The 17,943-nt window shown below is 28.4% G+C and carries 22 protein-coding genes; 4 read left to right on the forward strand and 18 right to left on the reverse strand.

Annotation, left to right across the window (positions count from 1 at the left end):
* Positions 1–35 precede the first annotated feature (35 nt).
* From rplS to pdxS, 15 genes are all read right to left on the reverse strand, one after another.
* Positions 36–392 carry a 50S ribosomal protein L19 gene (gene rplS, locus O6B72_RS05195; RefSeq protein WP_024961588.1) on the reverse strand — a complete coding sequence of 119 codons (357 nt, stop codon included), beginning with the start codon at positions 390–392 and terminating at the stop codon, positions 36–38.
* A complete protein-coding gene (trmD, locus tag O6B72_RS05200; RefSeq protein ID WP_269492417.1) occupies positions 382–1,068 on the reverse strand; it encodes a tRNA (guanosine(37)-N1)-methyltransferase TrmD in 687 nt (228 codons plus the stop codon). The genes rplS and trmD overlap by 11 nt, the downstream gene beginning before the upstream one ends.
* A complete protein-coding gene (gene rimM, locus O6B72_RS05205; protein ID WP_269492418.1) occupies positions 1,065–1,592 on the reverse strand; it encodes a ribosome maturation factor RimM in 528 nt (175 codons plus the stop codon). The genes trmD and rimM overlap by 4 nt, the downstream gene beginning before the upstream one ends.
* Before the next feature lie 5 nt (positions 1,593–1,597).
* Positions 1,598–1,843, reverse strand: a complete 246-nt coding sequence (locus O6B72_RS05210; RefSeq protein ID WP_101636486.1) for a KH domain-containing protein — start codon at positions 1,841–1,843, stop codon at positions 1,598–1,600.
* Between the two features lie 8 nt (positions 1,844–1,851).
* Entirely contained in the window at positions 1,852–2,079 is a 228-nt protein-coding gene (gene rpsP, locus O6B72_RS05215; RefSeq protein ID WP_018712360.1) for a 30S ribosomal protein S16, read from the reverse strand.
* A gap of 79 nt (positions 2,080–2,158) precedes the next feature.
* Positions 2,159–3,496: a signal recognition particle protein gene (gene ffh, locus O6B72_RS05220; protein WP_101636485.1), complete on the reverse strand. Its 1,338-nt coding sequence runs from the start codon at positions 3,494–3,496 to the stop codon at positions 2,159–2,161.
* 60 nt (positions 3,497–3,556) lie between these two features.
* Entirely contained in the window at positions 3,557–4,330 is a 774-nt protein-coding gene (locus O6B72_RS05225) for a pseudouridine synthase family protein (protein ID WP_269492419.1), read from the reverse strand.
* Positions 4,320–5,468 (reverse strand): lipid IV(A) 3-deoxy-D-manno-octulosonic acid transferase, encoded by a 1,149-nt coding sequence (gene waaA / locus O6B72_RS05230; protein WP_269492420.1) that lies wholly within the window; start codon positions 5,466–5,468, stop codon positions 4,320–4,322. The genes O6B72_RS05225 and waaA overlap by 11 nt, the downstream gene beginning before the upstream one ends.
* Positions 5,468–6,187 (reverse strand): zinc ribbon domain-containing protein, encoded by a 720-nt coding sequence (locus tag O6B72_RS05235; protein WP_050333852.1) that lies wholly within the window; start codon positions 6,185–6,187, stop codon positions 5,468–5,470. Before O6B72_RS05235 ends, waaA begins: the two co-directional genes overlap by 1 nt.
* Positions 6,188–6,198: 11 nt before the next feature.
* A complete protein-coding gene (locus O6B72_RS05240; protein ID WP_101636482.1) occupies positions 6,199–6,921 on the reverse strand; it encodes a Nif3-like dinuclear metal center hexameric protein in 723 nt (240 codons plus the stop codon).
* Positions 6,908–7,810 (reverse strand): glycine--tRNA ligase subunit alpha, encoded by a 903-nt coding sequence (gene glyQ / locus O6B72_RS05245; protein ID WP_269479560.1) that lies wholly within the window; start codon positions 7,808–7,810, stop codon positions 6,908–6,910. The genes O6B72_RS05240 and glyQ overlap by 14 nt, the downstream gene beginning before the upstream one ends.
* On the reverse strand, positions 7,807–8,313 hold the full coding sequence (gene purE, locus O6B72_RS05250; RefSeq protein ID WP_101636480.1) for a 5-(carboxyamino)imidazole ribonucleotide mutase: 507 nt from the start codon (positions 8,311–8,313) through the stop codon (positions 7,807–7,809). Before purE ends, glyQ begins: the two co-directional genes overlap by 4 nt.
* An 18-nt stretch (positions 8,314–8,331) precedes the next feature.
* Positions 8,332–9,588 carry a peptidase U32 family protein gene (locus O6B72_RS05255; RefSeq protein WP_269492421.1) on the reverse strand — a complete coding sequence of 419 codons (1,257 nt, stop codon included), beginning with the start codon at positions 9,586–9,588 and terminating at the stop codon, positions 8,332–8,334.
* Positions 9,589–9,656: 68 nt separating this feature from the next.
* Positions 9,657–10,286: a hypothetical protein gene (locus O6B72_RS05260; RefSeq protein WP_269492423.1), complete on the reverse strand. Its 630-nt coding sequence runs from the start codon at positions 10,284–10,286 to the stop codon at positions 9,657–9,659.
* Positions 10,287–10,353: 67 nt separating this feature from the next.
* Positions 10,354–11,235: a pyridoxal 5'-phosphate synthase lyase subunit PdxS gene (gene pdxS / locus O6B72_RS05265; RefSeq protein ID WP_101636477.1), complete on the reverse strand. Its 882-nt coding sequence runs from the start codon at positions 11,233–11,235 to the stop codon at positions 10,354–10,356.
* A 103-nt stretch (positions 11,236–11,338) separates the two neighbouring features.
* Here pdxS and pdxR point away from each other — a divergent pair, with 103 nt between their 5' ends.
* The 4 genes from pdxR (at position 11,339) to O6B72_RS05285 (ending at position 15,688) form a co-directional block, all read left to right on the forward strand.
* Positions 11,339–12,691: a MocR-like pyridoxine biosynthesis transcription factor PdxR gene (gene pdxR, locus O6B72_RS05270; protein ID WP_101636476.1), complete on the forward strand. Its 1,353-nt coding sequence runs from the start codon at positions 11,339–11,341 to the stop codon at positions 12,689–12,691.
* A 107-nt stretch (positions 12,692–12,798) separates the two neighbouring features.
* Positions 12,799–14,226 (forward strand): type I glutamate--ammonia ligase, encoded by a 1,428-nt coding sequence (gene glnA / locus O6B72_RS05275; protein WP_101636475.1) that lies wholly within the window; start codon positions 12,799–12,801, stop codon positions 14,224–14,226.
* Between the two features lie 49 nt (positions 14,227–14,275).
* Entirely contained in the window at positions 14,276–14,863 is a 588-nt protein-coding gene (bioD, locus tag O6B72_RS05280) for a dethiobiotin synthase (RefSeq protein ID WP_269492424.1), read from the forward strand.
* Positions 14,864–14,926: 63 nt separating this feature from the next.
* Complete coding sequence (locus O6B72_RS05285; RefSeq protein WP_269492425.1) at positions 14,927–15,688, forward strand: replication initiation protein; 762 nt, start codon at positions 14,927–14,929, stop codon at positions 15,686–15,688.
* A 23-nt stretch (positions 15,689–15,711) separates the two neighbouring features.
* Here the strand turns inward: O6B72_RS05285 and O6B72_RS05290 are convergent, their stop codons facing one another.
* The 3 genes from O6B72_RS05290 to O6B72_RS05300 form a co-directional block, all read right to left on the reverse strand.
* Positions 15,712–16,272, reverse strand: coding sequence for a hypothetical protein (locus O6B72_RS05290; RefSeq protein WP_269492426.1), 561 nt, complete (start codon positions 16,270–16,272; stop codon positions 15,712–15,714).
* A gap of 151 nt (positions 16,273–16,423) precedes the next feature.
* Positions 16,424–17,080: an AAA family ATPase gene (locus tag O6B72_RS05295; RefSeq protein WP_024961629.1), complete on the reverse strand. Its 657-nt coding sequence runs from the start codon at positions 17,078–17,080 to the stop codon at positions 16,424–16,426.
* Between the two features lie 562 nt (positions 17,081–17,642).
* Positions 17,643–17,891, reverse strand: coding sequence for a hypothetical protein (locus O6B72_RS05300; RefSeq protein WP_269492428.1), 249 nt, complete (start codon positions 17,889–17,891; stop codon positions 17,643–17,645).
* Positions 17,892–17,943 lie beyond the last annotated feature (52 nt).

The following is a 17,943-nucleotide window of genomic DNA, read 5'->3' on the forward strand; positions in this document are numbered from 1 at the left end:
AGTCAATAAAAGAGTTACAACTCTTTTATTTTTGATTATTTTCTAAGCTCTTTAATTTTTGCAGCTTTACCTCTTCTATCTCTTAAATAGAATAGTTTTGCTCTTCTAACTTTTCCATGTCTTAAAACTTTTATCTCTTCAAGGTTTTCACCATAAAGTGGAAAAACTCTCTCAACGCCAATATTGTTTGCGCCAATTTTACGAATTATAAAAGTTTGGCCTGTTCCAGTTCCTCTTTTAGCTATACAAACACCTTCAAAATTTTGAATTCTTGTTTTTTCACCTTCAGTAATTCTTATAGCAACTCTTAAAGTATCGCCCGCACGGAATTCAGGAATACTTCTTTTAGAAATTTGAGCTTCTTCAAAAGCTTGTATATATTTATTTCTCATGATTGTCCTTTAAGTCAGGGCGAAAATAGTTTGTCTTTAATCTCGCCATTTGATTTTTTAAAGCTGATATTTTACCGTGATTTCCCTTTAAAAACTCTGAAGGCACAGATAAATTTTTAAAAATATTTGGTTTTGTAAAAGATGGTGCCTCTAAAAGTGAATTTTCAAAACTTTCAACTTCAAGTGAATTGGCATTTCCTAAAACTCCATTTATGTTTCTACAAATCGCATCACACATACAAAGAGCTCCAAGTTCTCCGCCTGTCATAATAAAATCTCCGATGCAAAATACCTCATTTACATATTTTTCTATAACTCTTTCATCTATACCTTCATAACGCCCACAAATAAAAGTAATATTATCTTTTTTTGAAAGTCTTTTTGCATCTTTTTGAGTAAATTTTTTACCAACTGGAGTTAAGTAAATTATATGAGTATTTGGATTTTTGTTTTTTATATTTAAAATTGCATCACTTAGTGGCTGAATACCAATCAAAAGTCCAGCTCCACCACCTATCATATAATCATCAACTTTTTTATGTTTATCTTTACTAAAATTTCTTGGATTTATAAAATTAACTTCAAAAATATTTTTATCCAAGGCTCTTTTTAATATAGAATCATCAAAATAATGCTTTATAAGATTTTCAAAAAGAGTTATAAAGTTAAATTTCATGACTCTTTTAAAATAAGTTTTGCATTTTTTGTAAAAATTTGTTTTGTTTGGATTGAAATTTTATCTAAATATTCATCAATGTATGGAACAAAAAAACTTTTTACAAACCCTTGACTAACCAATTTTGCATCAGTTTCTATCTCAAATAAAAAATTTGCTCCTACTTCTAAAATATCCACAACTATTCCTAAGATTTCACCGTTTTCTACAACTTCAAGACCTATTATATCAAAGTAGAAATACTCATCTTTTTTTAACTTACAATTTTTCCTAGTAGCTTCAATGCTTTGATAAAGAAATTTATTTACCAAATTTGAAGCAAGCTCTATACTTTCATAATCTTTAAAAATTACTTGTGAACTAGAACTATTATAAGACAGAATTTCAAGTATTGTGCCATCACTTAAAAAAAATTTAGCATTTTTTTTGAATTGTGAGACAAAATCGCTCTTATTATGTAGTTTTAAAGCCCCTCTTAGTCCTATAGTTTTACCAATTTTGGCGACTGTAAGAAGCTCACTCATAAAAACTACTCTTCTAGGGCTTTTACACTAAATTTATAAGAAACTGAATCTTTGGCTTTATAGCCAAGAACAACAGTTCTTATAGCGTTTATCATTTTACCATCTTTGCCTATTAGTTTCCCAGTATCAGTTTTATCTGCATAAATGATAATTTCATAAAAATTATCATCGATTTTTATTTTTTCTATTTTTATTTTTTCTGGATACTCACATATAAGTAAAGCATATTGTCTGATAAATTCTTCAACCATTTCAGACTCTATTTGGTTATTCTCTCTACACGCTCACTAAGTTTTGCTCCAACGCTTTTCCAATACTGCAATCTTTCAGCATCAAATTTAACAACTTCTGGATTTGCCATAGGATCATAATAGCCAATACTTTCTATATATCCACCATCTCTTCTTTTTCTACTATCTGTTACAACTATACGATAAAATGGTCTTTTTTTACGACCTATTTTTGTTAGTCTTACAACTGTTGCCATATTTTTTCTCCTTGTTAATTTTAATATAAGCTTTATTATAAATAAAAAGCCTTATTCATAATAAAACTTTCCGAGAAGATTATCCCGGAAATTTCTGTCCGCCTTGCATTAAAGATGCCATCCCACGAATGCCACCTTTGTTTGTGAGTTTTTTAGCAAGCTTTGAAGCGTTTGCAAATTGTTTTATAAATTTATTAACTTCCATTTGTGTTAGGCCAGCTCCTGCAGCAATTCTTCTTTTTCTTGAATTATTTAACAAATCTGGATTTTCTCTTTCTTTTGGCGTCATAGAACCAATCATAGCTTTTATATGAACTATTTCTTTGGAATTTTCTAAATCCATATCGCCTATTTTTTCAGCTAAATTTCCCATTCCTGGCAACATTCCAATTAAACTTTTCATATTTCCAAGTTTTTTAACACTTTCAAGCTGACTTACGAAGTCATTAAATGTAAATTTCCCTTTTTTAATTTTTTTGGTTATATCTTTTACATCTTTTTCATTAAAAACAGCACTTGTTTTTTCAACCAAAGTAGCAAGATCGCCTTCTCCCATTATTCTTCCGACAATTCTATCAGGTATAAAGCCTTCTATATCAACTACTTTTTCACCTGTTCCAACAAATCTTAAAGGAACTCCAATTTGATGAGCTATACCAATAGCTACCCCACCCTTTGTATCAGCATCAAATTTACTTAAAATAACCCCTGTTATTCCAAGCTCTTTATTAAATGTATCAGCTGTCCTAACTCCATCTTGCCCACTCATGGCATCTGCTACATAAAAAATTTCATCCGGATTTAGGGCGTTTTTAACATCTTTTAACTCACTCATTAAAGCTTCATCTATTGCAAGTCTTCCTGCAGTATCTACAAAAAGCACATCATAAAGCTCTTTTTTAGCTTTTTGCAAAGCCTCTTTTGCAACTTTAACAGGGTCTTTTTCATTTTCTATATAAAAAAGATCTATTTCATTTGCCTCGCAAAGTTGTTTTAACTGTTCAACTGCAGCAAGTCTTTGTAAGTCTGCAGCAGCTATTAATACTTTTTTATTTTTTTGTTTTAGGCTATTTGCAAGTTTGACAGTTGATGTTGTTTTACCACCACCTTGAAGTCCGCTCATAAGAACAACTGTTGGTGGCTTGCTTGAATAAACAAATCCTTGATTTCCAGGAGCTGTTAAAATATCTGTTAAATTCTTTTTAATTGAATCTAGAAATTGCTTTTGCCCAATGCCATTTTCTTTTAAATCATCTTCTATCATAGCAACAAAATCTTTTGTCACTTTATGGTGAACATCTGATTTTAAAAGTGCTTTTCTAAGCGTTACAAGAGCATTTTTAAGTGCCTTTTCATCATCGACAATTCTAAGCTTATTCACAGCTGATCTAAGTGATTCACCTATTTGTACAAACACATCTAACCTTTTAAAATATAATCAAAGGGCTTATTTTACAATAAACTTTCTTAAATTTGCTTAAAATTTCATATCTTTTGAAATCTCAAAACCAAACTCGTTAAAACTATGATCTGGTGGAGCTATAAAAGAATATCCTAAAATTTCAGTTTTATATGAGTGCAAAAAAAGTCTTTTTGAACTTAATCTTGCATACTTTTCATCGCCAATTACAGCATGATCATAAGCAGCCAAATGTACTCTTATTTGGTGTGTTCTACCTGTTTTAATTTCTATTTTAACAAGTGATTTTTTACCACTTACCATAAATGGATAAACTGTAGTAAGAGCGGTTTTTCCATTATCTGATATCTTAGAAAATGCTCCATTTCTACCTTTTGAATTATTATTTTTTATAGTTAAAATTTTATCATTGATATCTATTTTCTCACTAACAACGCCATTTACAATCGCAATATATGTTTTTTTTACATTTAAATTTTTAAACTCTTGTATGGCTTTTTGTCTAAATTCCTCATTTTTAGATAAGAGCATAACACCACTTGTTTCTTTATCGAGCCTATTAATAAGTGGAAATTTATATTTTTTTTCAATATCTAAGCTATTTATAAACTCAGGTTTATTTATAGCTAAAATATTTTCATCTTCAAAAATAATAGTTGGTTTTTTTAATTTTATTACTTTAAATTTTGCACTTGTATTAATTAACCCTCTTGCTAAAATTATTTTTTTGCCACTTAAATAAACTAAACCGCTATCAATCAAGTTCTTAGCTTCATTGTTTGAGATATTTTCTTGCAAAGCTAAAAGTTTATATGCTTTTTCAACAGCCATTTTGTTCCTTTATTTTTATTTTTATCAAATTTTCTATGCTTTGTAAATCGGCTTTATTTTTAATCATTGTTTTACTCAATTTTGAACTTAATAACTCATTTAAATTTGACAAATCACTAAAATTTACACCATCAACTAGCTCAAACAAGGCCTTTTGGTTATGATAAAAATAACCATTTATTAAAGGCTTATTAAATTGAGCTATTTCTATTGGATTATGTCCGCCGATACCGTCTATAAAGCTTCCTCCAAGTATAACAATATCACTTATTTTATAAAAATTTATAACTTCGTTCATTGTATCAAGCAATATAATATTTGATTTAAAACCTAAATTTTGTGAAAATTTTTCAAATTTTAGATTAAATTTGCTAGCAAAATCTTCACAAATTTTAGCTACTTTATAAAATCTTTCAGGATGCCTTGGCGCGATTATAAATTTTTGATTTTTATTTGGCGTTATATTATTTAAAATAAGTTCTTCCTCGCCATCATGAGTACTTGCAATGGTTACTAAAAACTCACTAAATTTTGGATAGTCTTTGTTTACTGGTTTAAAATTTGCACTTTTTATATTTCCAACAACTTCTATGTTTTTTGCTCCCAAATTTAAAAGCCTAGTTTTATCAAGTTGACTTTGAGCTAATACTAAATCAATATATTTAAAAATTTCTTTATAATAGAATTTAAATTTTTCATATCTTTTATATGATCTATCACTAATTCTTGCGTTTAAAAGTATCACATAAGAACCATTTTTTTTAGCAGTTTTTACTAAATTCAACCAAAGCTCAGCCTCAAAAACAACTAAAACTTTACTTTTTGTAAGCCAAAAAGGTATAAAACATTCAAATGGTAAAAACCTTGTATTTTCATTTAGGCTTTTTGCTTTTTCAAAACCAGTTGCTGTCGTCGTTGTAAATGAAAAGCTTTTAAATTTTAAAGCTAAAATCTCAAGTGCTGAAATTTCTCCAAAACTGCAAGCGTGAAAATGTACATCAGCTTTTTTTAGTGGAGGATTTTTATATAAAAAAAATCTTGCAGGAAGGCTTTTTTTATACTTTTTTTTAAATGAAAAAATAAATACAAAAGGAATTAAAAAAAGCCAAACAAAAAAAGAAAATAAGTTATAAAACACTATTTTTCTTCGTCATTAAAATCTTTATAAAGTATTCTTCCACAATTTGGACAAGTTACAATTTCATCAGATCTTATAACGTTGCTATAAGTTTTATCATTTATATGCATAAAGCAACCGTAACATGCTTGTTTTTTAACTTTTGCAACAGCTGTATTTCCTGCCCATTTTCTAATTTTCTCATAAAAAGAGATAATTTTTTGATCCATTTTTTTTACAAGCTTGTCTTTTTCGAGATAAAATTTTTCTCTTTGGCTTTCTATGTTTTTTAACTCGTCTTCTGTACTTTTTTGAATATTTTCAAACTCATCTTTTAGTGTTTTTTCTTTGTCTAAAAGCTCATTTTGGTTTGATTTTTTATTTTCCATCAAATTTTCGAGTCTTTCTATCTCATCATTTGCGGAACTTAACTGATCTTTTGTAAGCTCTTCTTCAAGCTGAAGTGATTTTAATTCTCTTTCTGTTTTTATGGCAGAATGTTTTTTGCTTCCTGCTTTTAGTTGTGAATTTAAATCTTTTATATGATTATCAGTTTTTTCTATCTCATCAGCTAAATCTTTTATCTCTTTATTTGATTCTTCAACTTCTTTTTGAACTTCTGCAATTTCGTTTTGTTTATCATTAAGCTCTTTTTGGATAGCTGCGATTTTTGGTGAAAAACCATCAATATTTTTATCGAAATTTGATAGCTGTATTAATTGTTCTAAATTTTTGTTCATAAATTTTCCTCTTAAATGTATAAAAATGGATTAATTGAATTTGTTATTATAATATTTAAATTGTATTTTTGCAAATTTTTAGCTAAAGACTGGCCAAAATAGGCCTCACTTTCAAAGTGGTTTATATCAATTAAAGATATTCTATTTTCTAAGCTTTCAAGTGCACTATGGTATTTTAAATCTCCAGTTAAAAAACAATCTGATTTAAAACTTCCCAGTAAATCAGCTCCACTCCCAGTACAAAGCGTAGCTATTTTTATAAACTCGCTTGCCTTTACAACTCTTAAATTTGAAATTTTAAGTTTTTGTTTTATCTCTTTAGCAAACTCATCGAAAATTTTATTAACTTCAAAAAATACTAAAAAATCACGAATTTCAGTGATTTTATAACCTAAAATTTCACTTGCTACAAATTGATTTAAAACAAATTTATCAAAATTTGTGTGCATTGAAATAAGTTTTATATCTTTTTTAATAATTTCATAAATTAAATTTGATGGATAAACACTAGGATTTAGACTTTTTAGGCCTTTAAAAATTAAAGGATGGTGAGTTATAACAAGTGAGTTTTTTTCTATTTTTTGAATCAAATTTGAATCTAAATCAATACTTGCATAAATTTTATCGAACTCATCGTCCATATTTCCCAAAAGTAGTCCTGAGTTATCCCAACTTTCTTGGGCCTCAAAAGGTGCAATTTCATCTAAAATTTTATAAATTTCAGCTATTTTCATCTATAAAATACTCACTAAATTTTTCTTTTAAGATAGGATCATCCTTACTTGCATAAACTACGGCGCATCCTTTTGCTAAATATCTTATTTTAAGAATAAAATCTTGTCTTTGAGTAACACTTATCGCACCTCTTGCATCAAGTAAATTAAATATATGTGATGCAAGCATACAGTAATCATATGCAGGAAGAGATAATTCTTTTTTTAGAACTTTCAAACACTCATTATATGCGTTTTCAAAAGATTTAAAAAGCATATCTGTATCAGCTACTTCAAAACTATATTTACTAAACTCATACTCGCTTCTTTTATGAACATCTCCATAAGTTATTACATCACCTTTAAATTCATTCCAAACTATGTCAAAAACATTTTCTTTATTTTGTAAATACATAGCAAGTCGTTCTAAACCATAGGTTATCTCACCACTTATAGGCTCACAAGCTATTCCTCCAACTTGTTGAAAATAAGTAAATTGAGTTACCTCCATACCATCAAGCCAAACTTCCCAACCAAGTCCCCAAGCTCCAAGAGTTGGGCTCTCCCAATTGTCTTCAACAAATCTTATGTCATGATTTTTAAGATTAAAACCAATGGCTTCCAAGCTTTTTAAATAAAGCTCTTGAATATTACTAGGGCTTGGTTTTAAAATAACTTGAAATTGATAATACGCACCTAATCTATTTGGGTTTTCACCATATCTTCCATCTGCAGGACGTCTAGATGGTGCCACATAAGCTGCTCGCCAAGGCTTTTTGCCAAGACTTCTTAAAAAAGTTGCGTGATGAAAAGTTCCTGCTCCTGCAGGAATATCGTAAGGTTGAACTATCACACAACCTTGAGTTTGCCAAAAATCTTGCAAAGTTAAAATTATTTTTGAAAATGTCATTTATCTTCCTTCAAGATAATTTCAATTTTACTTGAATCTTCACAAACTTTTTTTGCCATATTTGCTCTATCATTTTTAATTTTTAAAGCAAGCTCCTCATTGTTTAAAGACAAAATTTGACTTGCAAAATAAGCTGCATTTTTCGCACCTGCTTTACCAACTGCAAAAGTAGCAACTGGAATACCTCCTGGCATTTGAACAGTTGAATAAAGAGAATCAACCCCACCCAAAGCTCCGCCACCTGCTGGAACTCCTAAAACTGGTTTTGTTGTAAGTGATGCAACCACACCTGCTAGATGAGCTGCCATTCCTGCAATACAGATAAAAGCTTCACAACCTTTATTTTGTGCTGCTACAACATAATCATGCGTTCTTTGAGGACTTCTATGAGCAGAACTTACTATCATTTCGTATTTCACACCAAAGCTTTCAAGCACCTTAACTGCTTCATTTGCAATGTCTAAATCACTTCCACTTCCCATTATAATAGATATAAATTTCATTTAATTTCCTTTCTTTTACTATATTTCTTTTCTTAAAAAACTGAAATTAGGTAATTTTGTTGGCGAAATTATTTGATTTAAATTCCCGCTGTGAATTTCATCAAATTCTTTGTTGTTTTTCGCTTTTAAAACTTTAAATTCAAGCCAAAATTTACCATATTTTTCATAAATTTTCCCTATTTCGTTCTCAATTACTTCAATTTTACTATCTTTTGGAACCAAAATTTCATAAGGCGTATTTTTAGAAATTTTATATTTAACATCAAAAAACTCACCATCTAAAGCAATTGCACAAACTTGATGAGTACCTTCCTCCAAAGTTGAGTTAAAATTTTGTGTATCTTTTCTCTCAAATGGACGACTTACTAAATATCCATCTGTAAAACCACGATTTTTTAAAGTATGAAGTTCTTTTTGATAAATTTCAGCATTAAATTTTCCACTAAGTGCATCATCAATTGCCATTCTATAAGCATTTGTTGCACATGCAGCATAATACTGAGATTTTGTTCTTCCCTCGATTTTAAAACTATCAACAGCACCACTTTGCATAATTTTTTCAACGTAAGAACTTAAATTCAGATCTTTTGAGTTCATTATATAAGTACCATTCTTATCCTCATTTAACTTGAATAACGCACCACTTTCATCATTTTTAGCATAAATTTCATAATTAAACCTACAATCATTTGCACAACTTCCACGGTTACTAAATCTACCACTTTGTAAAGCTGAAATCAAACATCTTCCACTATAAGCAAAACACATAGAACCATGAATAAAAATTTCAATATCTAAATTTGGCACTTTTTCTTTTATTGAAATTACATCTTTTAGTCCTATTTCTCGAGCTACAACTACTCTTTTTACACCCATATCATAATAAATTTGAGCATCCATATAATTCATAACATTTGCTTGTGTTGAAAGATGAATTTCAGTATCTGGAGATATTTTTTTAGCTAAGCTTATAATGCTTGGACTTGCGATTATGAAGGCATCAACGCCTAAATCCTTCAAAAACTCAATATGGGTTTTAAACTTATCAAGCTGAGCATTAAATGGAAATCCATTTATAGTGGCGTAGAATTTTTTACCCATTTTGTGCGTAAATTCAACGCCCTCCCTAAAAGTCTCTTTACTAAATTCTTTTGCACTTCTTTGCCTTAGGGAAAAAGCTCCTACACTTGCATACACAGCATCAGCTCCATAACTTAGTGCAATTTTAAGTTTTTCTAAATTCCCAGCAGGTGATAAAAGCTCAGGTTTTTTCAAAATATTTCCTTTTTTAAAAATCCAAATTTTGCATTATATAAAAAATTATTTTAAAAGGTGCTTTGAAGCTAAAATTTAAATCTATCAATGAATTTTTTTTTCTTAGTAGGCTTATTTTTGATTTTTTCTTTTTCTAGGATAAGTTTTTCTATTTCAGATTTTTTTACACCGTTTAACAAAAGATTTTTAATATTTTGCATTTGTTTTTGACTAAATTCTTTTTTTGCATAAAAACTAACTTTTTCATAGCTTAATCCATGATTAAAACCATCTCTTATTTCGGCCATTCTTAAATTTCCAAACTCACTTTTTGCAAATAAATTTATTTTTTTTAAAGAGAGTTTATCTTTAAACCCCTCTTTTATCTCACTCATCTGATGCCAACCAAATTTAGTTTTATCAATTAGTGGATAAATTTCATCAAGGTTAAAATTTGATAATATAGCTTTTCTTAAAATATACATTTGGTTTGAGTTGTACTCATTTTTAGCATATTTGCAAATCTCATCAAAACTAAGAGAGTTTTCAAAACCTTTTCTGATCTCAGCCATTTGATGAGAGTTAAATTTTGTTTTTGCATAAAATTCTATCTTATCAAAACTAAGAGAGTTTTCAAATCCGAGCTCAACTTCTCTTAGCTGATGAGTATTAAATTTATACTCATCTTTGCATTTTTGTAAAAAATCATCTTTTTGCATTTAAAAGCCCTTTTGTAGAATAGTTAAATTATATCTCACAAAGCTTTTAAAATAGATTAAAAATTAATTATATTCCTCTATTTGCCATTATGATTTTTATCTCATCTTCATTTATGCCAACCATTGCTTCGCCCAAATCTTCACTAACTTCTGCAATAATATCAGGATTATCGTAATTTTTTGCTGCTTTTACGATAGCTTTTGCTCTTTTTTCAGGATTTCCTGACTTAAAAATTCCACTTCCTACAAAAACACCTTGTGCACCTAAAACTCTCATTAAAGCTGCATCTGCTGGTGTTGCAACGCCACCTGCACTAAAATTTGCAACTGGAAGTGAGCTATTTTCATGCACATATAAAAGCATTTCATAGCTAACTCCTAAGTTTTTTGCCTCATTAAAAAGCTCATCTTTATTTAAATTTGAAATGCGTCTTATATCACTCATTATTGATCTCATATGTGTTACTGCTTGAACCACATCTCCGGTTCCAGCTTCTCCTTTTGTTCTTATCATCATCGCACCTTCGCTAATTCTCCTAAGTGCTTCACCTAAATTTCTAGCACCGCAAACAAAAGGTGTTTTAAACTCACGCTTATTTACATGATATACATTATCAGCCGGGCTTAAAACTTCACTCTCATCTATAAAATCAATCCCTATACTTTCCAATATTCTTGCTTCAACGATATGACCAATTCTACATTTTGCCATAACTGGAATTTTAACTGCATTCATGATGCTTTTTATCATTTTTGGATCACTCATTCTTGAGACACCACCAGCTGCTCTAATATCTGCTGGAACTCTTTCAAGTGCCATAACTGCAACAGCACCACTTGCTTCTGCTATTTTAGCTTGATCTGGTGTTACAACATCCATTATAACTCCACCCATAAATGACTTAGTTGCATTTTCAGAATTTTTTAAAAATTCACAAAAATTTGACATATTTTCTCCTTATAGTTTTTAAAACTTGCAAATTATAAAAAAAATCTGGTATTATTTCAATAGTCATTTTAATAAAATTTAATAATATCAGTTTAAGGTAGAAATGCTTACTTACAATATAGAAAAAAATTCGAAAAAACCGCTTTATTTACAACTTTATGAAAATATTAAAAATGATATCTTGAACTTAAAGATAAAAGACAAGCTTCCATCAAAAAGATCGCTTGCAAACCACCTCAATATAAGTGTAATAACTGTAGAAAATGCTTATAATCAACTTATTATGGAAGGATTTATATACTCAGTTCCTAAAAAAGGGTATTATGCAAACAAGGGCATTCAAAAACAGATAAAACCAGTTGTTCAAAAACAAAATTTTAATGAAAATAGTAAATTTTTAAAAGAAAAAAATCTTTTAAATTTAAGCTTTTCAACAAACAGTGAGCTAGCTTTTCCACTATCAACTTGGAAAAAGCTTTTAAGAGAGGTTCTATCAAAAAATAGTGATGAAATTTATGAAAAAGTTCCATTTAATGGCACCCTAAAACTAAGACTTGCTATAAAAAAACACTTATATGAATATCATAATTTAATTTGTGATGAAAATAATATCATAATAGGTGCTGGTTCGCAACACCTTTATACTTTAATTTCACAACTTTTAGATAAAGATTTAATATATGCCTTAGAAAATCCAAGTGATACAAAAATAGGAAAAATATACAAGAGTTTAGGTGTAAAATGCGAGTTTATAGACATTGATAAATCAGGTATGAGCTATGAAAAGCTTTTAAAAAGTAGTGCAAATATAGTGCATATTTCTCCATCATCACATTTTCCAACTGGAATTTTAATGAAAGCAAAAAGAAGAAGTGAACTCCTTAAATGGACTAGCTCAAAAGAAAATAGATATATTATAGAAGATGAATATATGGGAGAAATTAGACAAAAAATAGTTCCAACTTTAAAAAGCTTAAATCATGAAAAAGTTATATTTTTAAATACTTTTTCAAAAACATTGCTTCCAACTTTAAGGGTTAGCTATATGGTTCTCCCATCGAATTTAACTTTAAAATTTAAAAAAAACTTATCATTTTATTCATCGGCCGTACCAATTTTTGAACAACTTACTTTAGCCAAATTTATAAATGATGGATATTTTGAAAGATTTTTAAATAAATTAAAAAGACAAAATTTAATAAAAAAAGAAGGTTTTTTAAACAAATTTAAAGAGATAAAAATAAACAATTTAAATGTAATTTTTAATGAAACACATGCTTTTATAAAATCAAATTTAACTGATAATAAAGTAAAACAACTTGCTTATAAAAATAATTTTTTTATAAATACAATGAGTGATTTTTACTATAAAAACGCACCTAAAAATAGTTCTTTCTTGATTGATTATAACTGCAATATGGAAAATGTTAAAAAATTCTTAAATATGATCTTATAAAAAACATTTGGAATTTAAAAGAAATAAAACACTAATTTTATAAAATTTTATAAAAAAATAACTCTAAATATGTTAAAATAATTAATTTATTCCAAAGGAGAAAAAATATGGGTAAATTTGTAAAAAATAAAGATGAATTTTTTAAATTTTGTGATGAAAATGAAGTCGCATTTGTAGATTTTAGATTTACAGACTTAAAAGGAACTTGGCACCATATTTCATATAATTATAAAAGATTGCCTAAAGATTTCGATGAAGGGCTTCCATTTGATGCAAGTTCAATTGAGGCTTGGCAACCAATCCATAAATCAGATATGATTTTAAAGCCAGATTTAGAAACTGCTTTTTTAGATCCATTCACTGCTGATGTTACAATCATTGTAATTTGCGATGTATATGATATTTACAAAGGCAAAATGTATGAAAAATGCCCAAGATCCATAGCAAAAAGAGCAGAAACTTTTTTAAAAGAAAGTGGCATTGGTGATGCTTGCTATTTTGGACCTGAAAATGAATTTTTTGTTTTTGATGATGTGAAAATAGTAGACTCTATGAATTGCGCAATGTTCAATGTAGATAGCGAAGAAGGTGAATGGAATAGCGCTAAAGAATATAAAGATTCTTATAATACAGGCCATCGCCCAGGACCAAAAGGCGGATATTTCCCAGTTCAGCCAATTGACAGCATGGTTGATTTAAGAGCTGAAATGGTGCAAGTTTTAGAGCAAATTGGATTAGAAACTTTTGTATGTCACCATGAAGCTGCTCAAGCTCAAGGTGAAATAGGTGTTAAGTTTGGCTCTTTAGTTGAGGCTGCTGATAATGTTCAAAAATATAAATATGTTGTAAAAATGGTAGCCCACTTAAACGGAAAAACTGCAACTTTCATGCCAAAGCCACTTTATGGAGATAACGGAAGTGGTATGCATGTGCATCAAAGTATTTGGAAAAATGGAAAAAATCTCTTTTATGAAAAAGGAAAATATGGAAATTTAAGTGATTTGGCAAAATATTATATAGGTGGAGTTTTAAAACATGCTAGAAGCCTTTCAGCCCTTACAAATCCAAGCATTAACTCATATAAAAGATTAATCCCTGGTTTTGAGGCACCAAATATCTTAACATATTCTTGTCAAAACCGCTCAGCCTCAATTAGAATTCCTTATGGGGCTGGTGAAAATAGTACAAGAGTTGAGATGAGATTTCCAGATTCATCAGCTTGCCCATATTTAGCCTTTGCTGCGCTTTTAATGGCAGGAATTGATGGGATAAAACACAAATATGAACCAGTTGGTCCAATGGATATAAACTTGTTTGAACTTCATCTTGATGAGATTAGAGAAAAAGGAATAGAACAATTCCCTCATACACTAAGAGGAAGCTTGGAATCTTTAATAAGAGATAATGAGTTTTTAAAACCTGTTATGTGTGATGAATTTATACAAACATATCAGAGATTTAAATTTGAAACTCAAGTCTGGCCTTATGAAGCGAGACCTACTCCATTTGAGTTTAAAACTACCTATTCTTGCTAATTATCTTTTAAAAATTTAAGGGGAAATTTCCCCTTTTTTAAGGAATAAAATGAATTTTTTTGTTACTGCAACAAATACAGATGTTGGTAAAACTTTCGTAACTTCTTCGCTTTTAAAAGCTTTTTTAGACGAAAATTTAAGCACTATTGCCATAAAACCAATTCAAAGTGGATGCACACAAGATACTTTAACAGATGCTATGGTCTATACAAAAATTTCAAGTAAAAATAACTTTACCCCGAGATACTCTTTAAAATTTCCATCATCACCAGAGTATGCTGCAAAAAAAGAAAATATAAAAATAGATTTTAATGAAATTTTAAAATACTGCAATGATTTTTTACAAAATTATGAAAATGTACTTATTGAAGGAGCTGGAGGGCTTTTTGTTCCACTTAATGAAAAAAGCTACATTATAGACCTTATACAGGCTTTAAATTTGCCTGTTGTTTTAGTTTGCAAAAATGAACTTGGTGTTATAAATCAAATTCTTTTAAGCATAGAAGCTTTGGAAAATAGAGGTTTGAAACTCGATTTAATAGTGTTAAATTTTAGTGACTTAAACGATGAGATAAGTCTTTCAAATTTAGAATATTTAAGCTTCAATACACTTAAAGTATCTTATACTAGCACATAAAAAATAAAAACTGCGAGGTATATGATGTGTGATTTTTCTTTCTATTTAGAGAAAGGTGTTTTTGTGCTTGAAGCTATAAAAAAGGTTAATAAATCAAATGGTACTTTTGTTTGTCAAAACAAGATGAATTCTATATTATTTCCTGTAAATTTTACTGCTAGAGATTATGATGTTTTCTTTACGATATGCTGGTATGCAAAGCAAAAAGGATATGTTGAGAATAGAGGTCATATTGAGATGCCATACTCAGAAATTGCAAGGTTTTATGAGTCAAACATAAATAAAACAAGATTTAATGATGAGATTAAAAAATTTCGCGAGAAAGTAATTGGCGAAAAAGGAACCGCTATCTATAAAAGAATGAGATACGATACTGATAACGATGAAATTACTACTGTCGGCGTGTTTTTTATTGAGATTGAGTTATTCAGAAATAAACAAATTTTAAGATTTAAATTAAATCCTATTGCTCTTGATATACTGTTTAGTATTCTCCAATTTATGAAAATAAATATGTATGATTTTGTTGCGATTAGAAGTAAATTTGCAAAAACACTTTATCGTCTTTTAATTCAATATGACAACAAAAGGGCTGATAAAGATGGATTTAAGTGTGTTAAATTTAACAGAACAGAATTTGAAAATCTAATGGCTGTACCTGATAACTATGCTTCTACTGATATGGATTCTAGGGTTATTGAACCAGCAATTAATGAGCTTGATGAAAATTATTTTAAAAAACTAATTTTTGAGAAAGAATTTTCTAAAAATAATAGCAGAAAGATAACTGGCTATTCATTTAAATTTCTATTAAAAGAGGCTTGATAAAACGGCTTAAATGTGCCGTTTTATCCTTTGATTCTCATTGCTATATATTCATCTAGTTCTAGATCATAATTCATTGCTTCTGCCTTGAATTGCATAAGCTCATCAAATGTAAAAATATCTTTCAATTCATAGGTTGCTTTTATTTTAATTTCCGAATATAGTATTCTACTTATATTTAAATTATATGCCCTTTCTTCAATAATTTTTTTATTTATCTTGTTTGTTTTTAAGCCAATAATTCTATTATTTTCTTTTTCAAAAGTAGGCTCTGGTGCCTCCGATAAACCCATTTTAAATTTAACAAAATTATACATATTCATATTATACCATTTGGACTGCTCATAAATAAAAGGTAATATTTCTTCTTTGATGTGTGGTATTTCCGTCATTAATGATTGTTCAATAAATTTTGTTAAAGACATTAAGGGGTATTTTAGCCTTATTTTATCTCCAAGCTCTCTTGATAATCTTACTTGAATAAAAACATCTTTTTTTTGTTTTTTTGGCTCTCTCTGTGTTTCTGCTCCATCTATAAATTCATCTAAATTTTCAGTTGAATTTGTAGTTTTTTTAAAGTTCATTTCTATCCCTTTTTATAATATATTCTATTTTTATATTGTTCATTTTTTCTTTTTTAAATTTTAATGTTTGGTATATTTTTTAGTTTTTCTGCATTTTTATTTTTTTTAATTTTTTCTTTTTCTTCTTCTTTAGCATTCATTTAAAATCCTTTTAAAAATTACACTGCAATAGTTCATCGCATAAACTTTTAATTTCGTTTTCTGCTTTATTGCCGTCTTTTATCTCTACTACTCCAAGACCTAGCTGTGTGGCTACCTTATATCGTTCTCGCTCATATATGATAGTTTGTGCTAGTTTTATATAGTCTTGTTCTATTTCTTCTATAAAGCTTTTTAAGCTTTCTATTTTTTTATATAGGAATGGATTTGTGGAGGCTCTATTAATTACAATATAGGCTATTAGTTTCTCATTTTGCTCTTTTGCCATTTTTATCACATTAACCATTTTATCTAATACGCTTACATCGAATTGGCTTGGAATTGTTGGAATTATAACCATATCACTTAGTGCGATAGCTATTCTCATTTCTCTACTATCTCGTCCGCCTGTGTCAATGATGAGATCTTTATCTCCAGTGTAATTTTGTAAGAACTCTTTTAAATTTTCACCATATTTATATGTAAAATCAAAGATCTTTGGATGATTTTCTTCATTTCTTATATTTAAAAATGTAGCTATAGATTTTTGTGGGTCTGTGTCTATTAGTAATGGTAATTCGTTTTTAGATATGCTTTGACTTATAGCCATATTTAAAGCAAGAGTGCTTTTTCCACTTCCGCCTTTTTCATTACAGATTGATACTATCATTTTTTATTTCCTTGCATTAACTTTTGCAAAATTATACTATATTTTAGATAAAAGTTAGTTTAAAAATAGTTCTATATTAGTATTATAAAACAGTTTTTTAAAAGTTCTATATTAGTATTATAAAGTAGTTTTTTTATAGCTTGTAAATCAGTTAAATAGTAGTTTATAATAAATTTTAACTTTAATCTTTAAACTTCTACTCATTGCTTACTTTTGATTTTAAGTATTTGATTGTTATTATAAACCAATAGGGACATTTTGTAATTTTTTAAATTTATCAAATCAGTAGTAAAGCACGATAAAAAGGGAATAAAAGCTCATTTATTAAAACTTAATTATATCTTAAAGCTAAAAAACCGATCGTTTTATACAACAATCATTTTATCTTCTGTTTCTTTCTCCCTTTTTTAAATTTTATATACTTAAATTTACTATTAAATCTTGTATTTTTTATTAAAATCAGTTTATTATTAGTGTATAGTAAGTTTTAATTTTGAGTTTTTTTATTAGTCTGTAATAAGTTTATTTATGAGTTTATTTAAAGTTAAAATATAGTTTGTTATCAGTTGTTTTGTGATATTATATACCTAATTTTTATTATAAAATACAGCATTGCGTTAAAAACTGTATAGCATAATATAGCAAGTCCTATATGTAGTGGACTTGCATTTATTATTTTTTCTATTCCACTTGGTGCTTTTAAAAAATAAAGTATAATATTAAGTCCTGCTCCTACTATGTGTATTATTAAAAACACCCATAAAAACTGTTTTAATGGGCTATTAAATAGATCTGTTTTACTCTCTTTCATTATTTTTTTCCTTTAAAATTTTTTCTATATGTTTATCTAAAACATACCCCAT

It is taken from the genome of Campylobacter ureolyticus (assembly GCF_027277485.1).
GTDB lineage: Bacteria > Campylobacterota > Campylobacteria > Campylobacterales > Campylobacteraceae > Campylobacter_B > Campylobacter_B ureolyticus_B.

Coding starts and splice junctions, on each gene's coding strand:
- rplS (WP_024961588.1), bottom strand. CDS start 392: ATGAGAAATAAATATATACAAGCTTTTGAAGAAGCTCAAATTTCTAAA.
- trmD (WP_269492417.1), bottom strand. CDS start 1,068: ATGAAATTTAACTTTATAACTCTTTTTGAAAATCTTATAAAGCATTAT.
- rimM (WP_269492418.1), bottom strand. CDS start 1,592: ATGAGTGAGCTTCTTACAGTCGCCAAAATTGGTAAAACTATAGGACTA.
- O6B72_RS05210 (WP_101636486.1), bottom strand. CDS start 1,843: ATGGTTGAAGAATTTATCAGACAATATGCTTTACTTATATGTGAGTAT.
- rpsP (WP_018712360.1), bottom strand. CDS start 2,079: ATGGCAACAGTTGTAAGACTAACAAAAATAGGTCGTAAAAAAAGACCA.
- O6B72_RS05225 (WP_269492419.1), bottom strand. CDS start 4,330: ATGGCTGTTGAAAAAGCATATAAACTTTTAGCTTTGCAAGAAAATATC.
- O6B72_RS05235 (WP_050333852.1), bottom strand. CDS start 6,187: ATGAACAAAAATTTAGAACAATTAATACAGCTATCAAATTTCGATAAA.
- O6B72_RS05240 (WP_101636482.1), bottom strand. CDS start 6,921: ATGAAAATAGCTGAAATTTATAAAATTTTAGATGAAATTGCACCTTTT.
- glyQ (WP_269479560.1), bottom strand. CDS start 7,810: ATGACATTTTCAAAAATAATTTTAACTTTGCAAGATTTTTGGCAAACT.
- purE (WP_101636480.1), bottom strand. CDS start 8,313: ATGAAATTTATATCTATTATAATGGGAAGTGGAAGTGATTTAGACATT.
- O6B72_RS05260 (WP_269492423.1), bottom strand. CDS start 10,286: ATGCAAAAAGATGATTTTTTACAAAAATGCAAAGATGAGTATAAATTT.
- pdxS (WP_101636477.1), bottom strand. CDS start 11,235: ATGTCAAATTTTTGTGAATTTTTAAAAAATTCTGAAAATGCAACTAAG.
- pdxR (WP_101636476.1), top strand. CDS start 11,339: ATGCTTACTTACAATATAGAAAAAAATTCGAAAAAACCGCTTTATTTA.
- glnA (WP_101636475.1), top strand. CDS start 12,799: ATGGGTAAATTTGTAAAAAATAAAGATGAATTTTTTAAATTTTGTGAT.
- bioD (WP_269492424.1), top strand. CDS start 14,276: ATGAATTTTTTTGTTACTGCAACAAATACAGATGTTGGTAAAACTTTC.
- O6B72_RS05290 (WP_269492426.1), bottom strand. CDS start 16,272: ATGAACTTTAAAAAAACTACAAATTCAACTGAAAATTTAGATGAATTT.
- O6B72_RS05295 (WP_024961629.1), bottom strand. CDS start 17,080: ATGATAGTATCAATCTGTAATGAAAAAGGCGGAAGTGGAAAAAGCACT.
- O6B72_RS05300 (WP_269492428.1), bottom strand. CDS start 17,891: ATGAAAGAGAGTAAAACAGATCTATTTAATAGCCCATTAAAACAGTTT.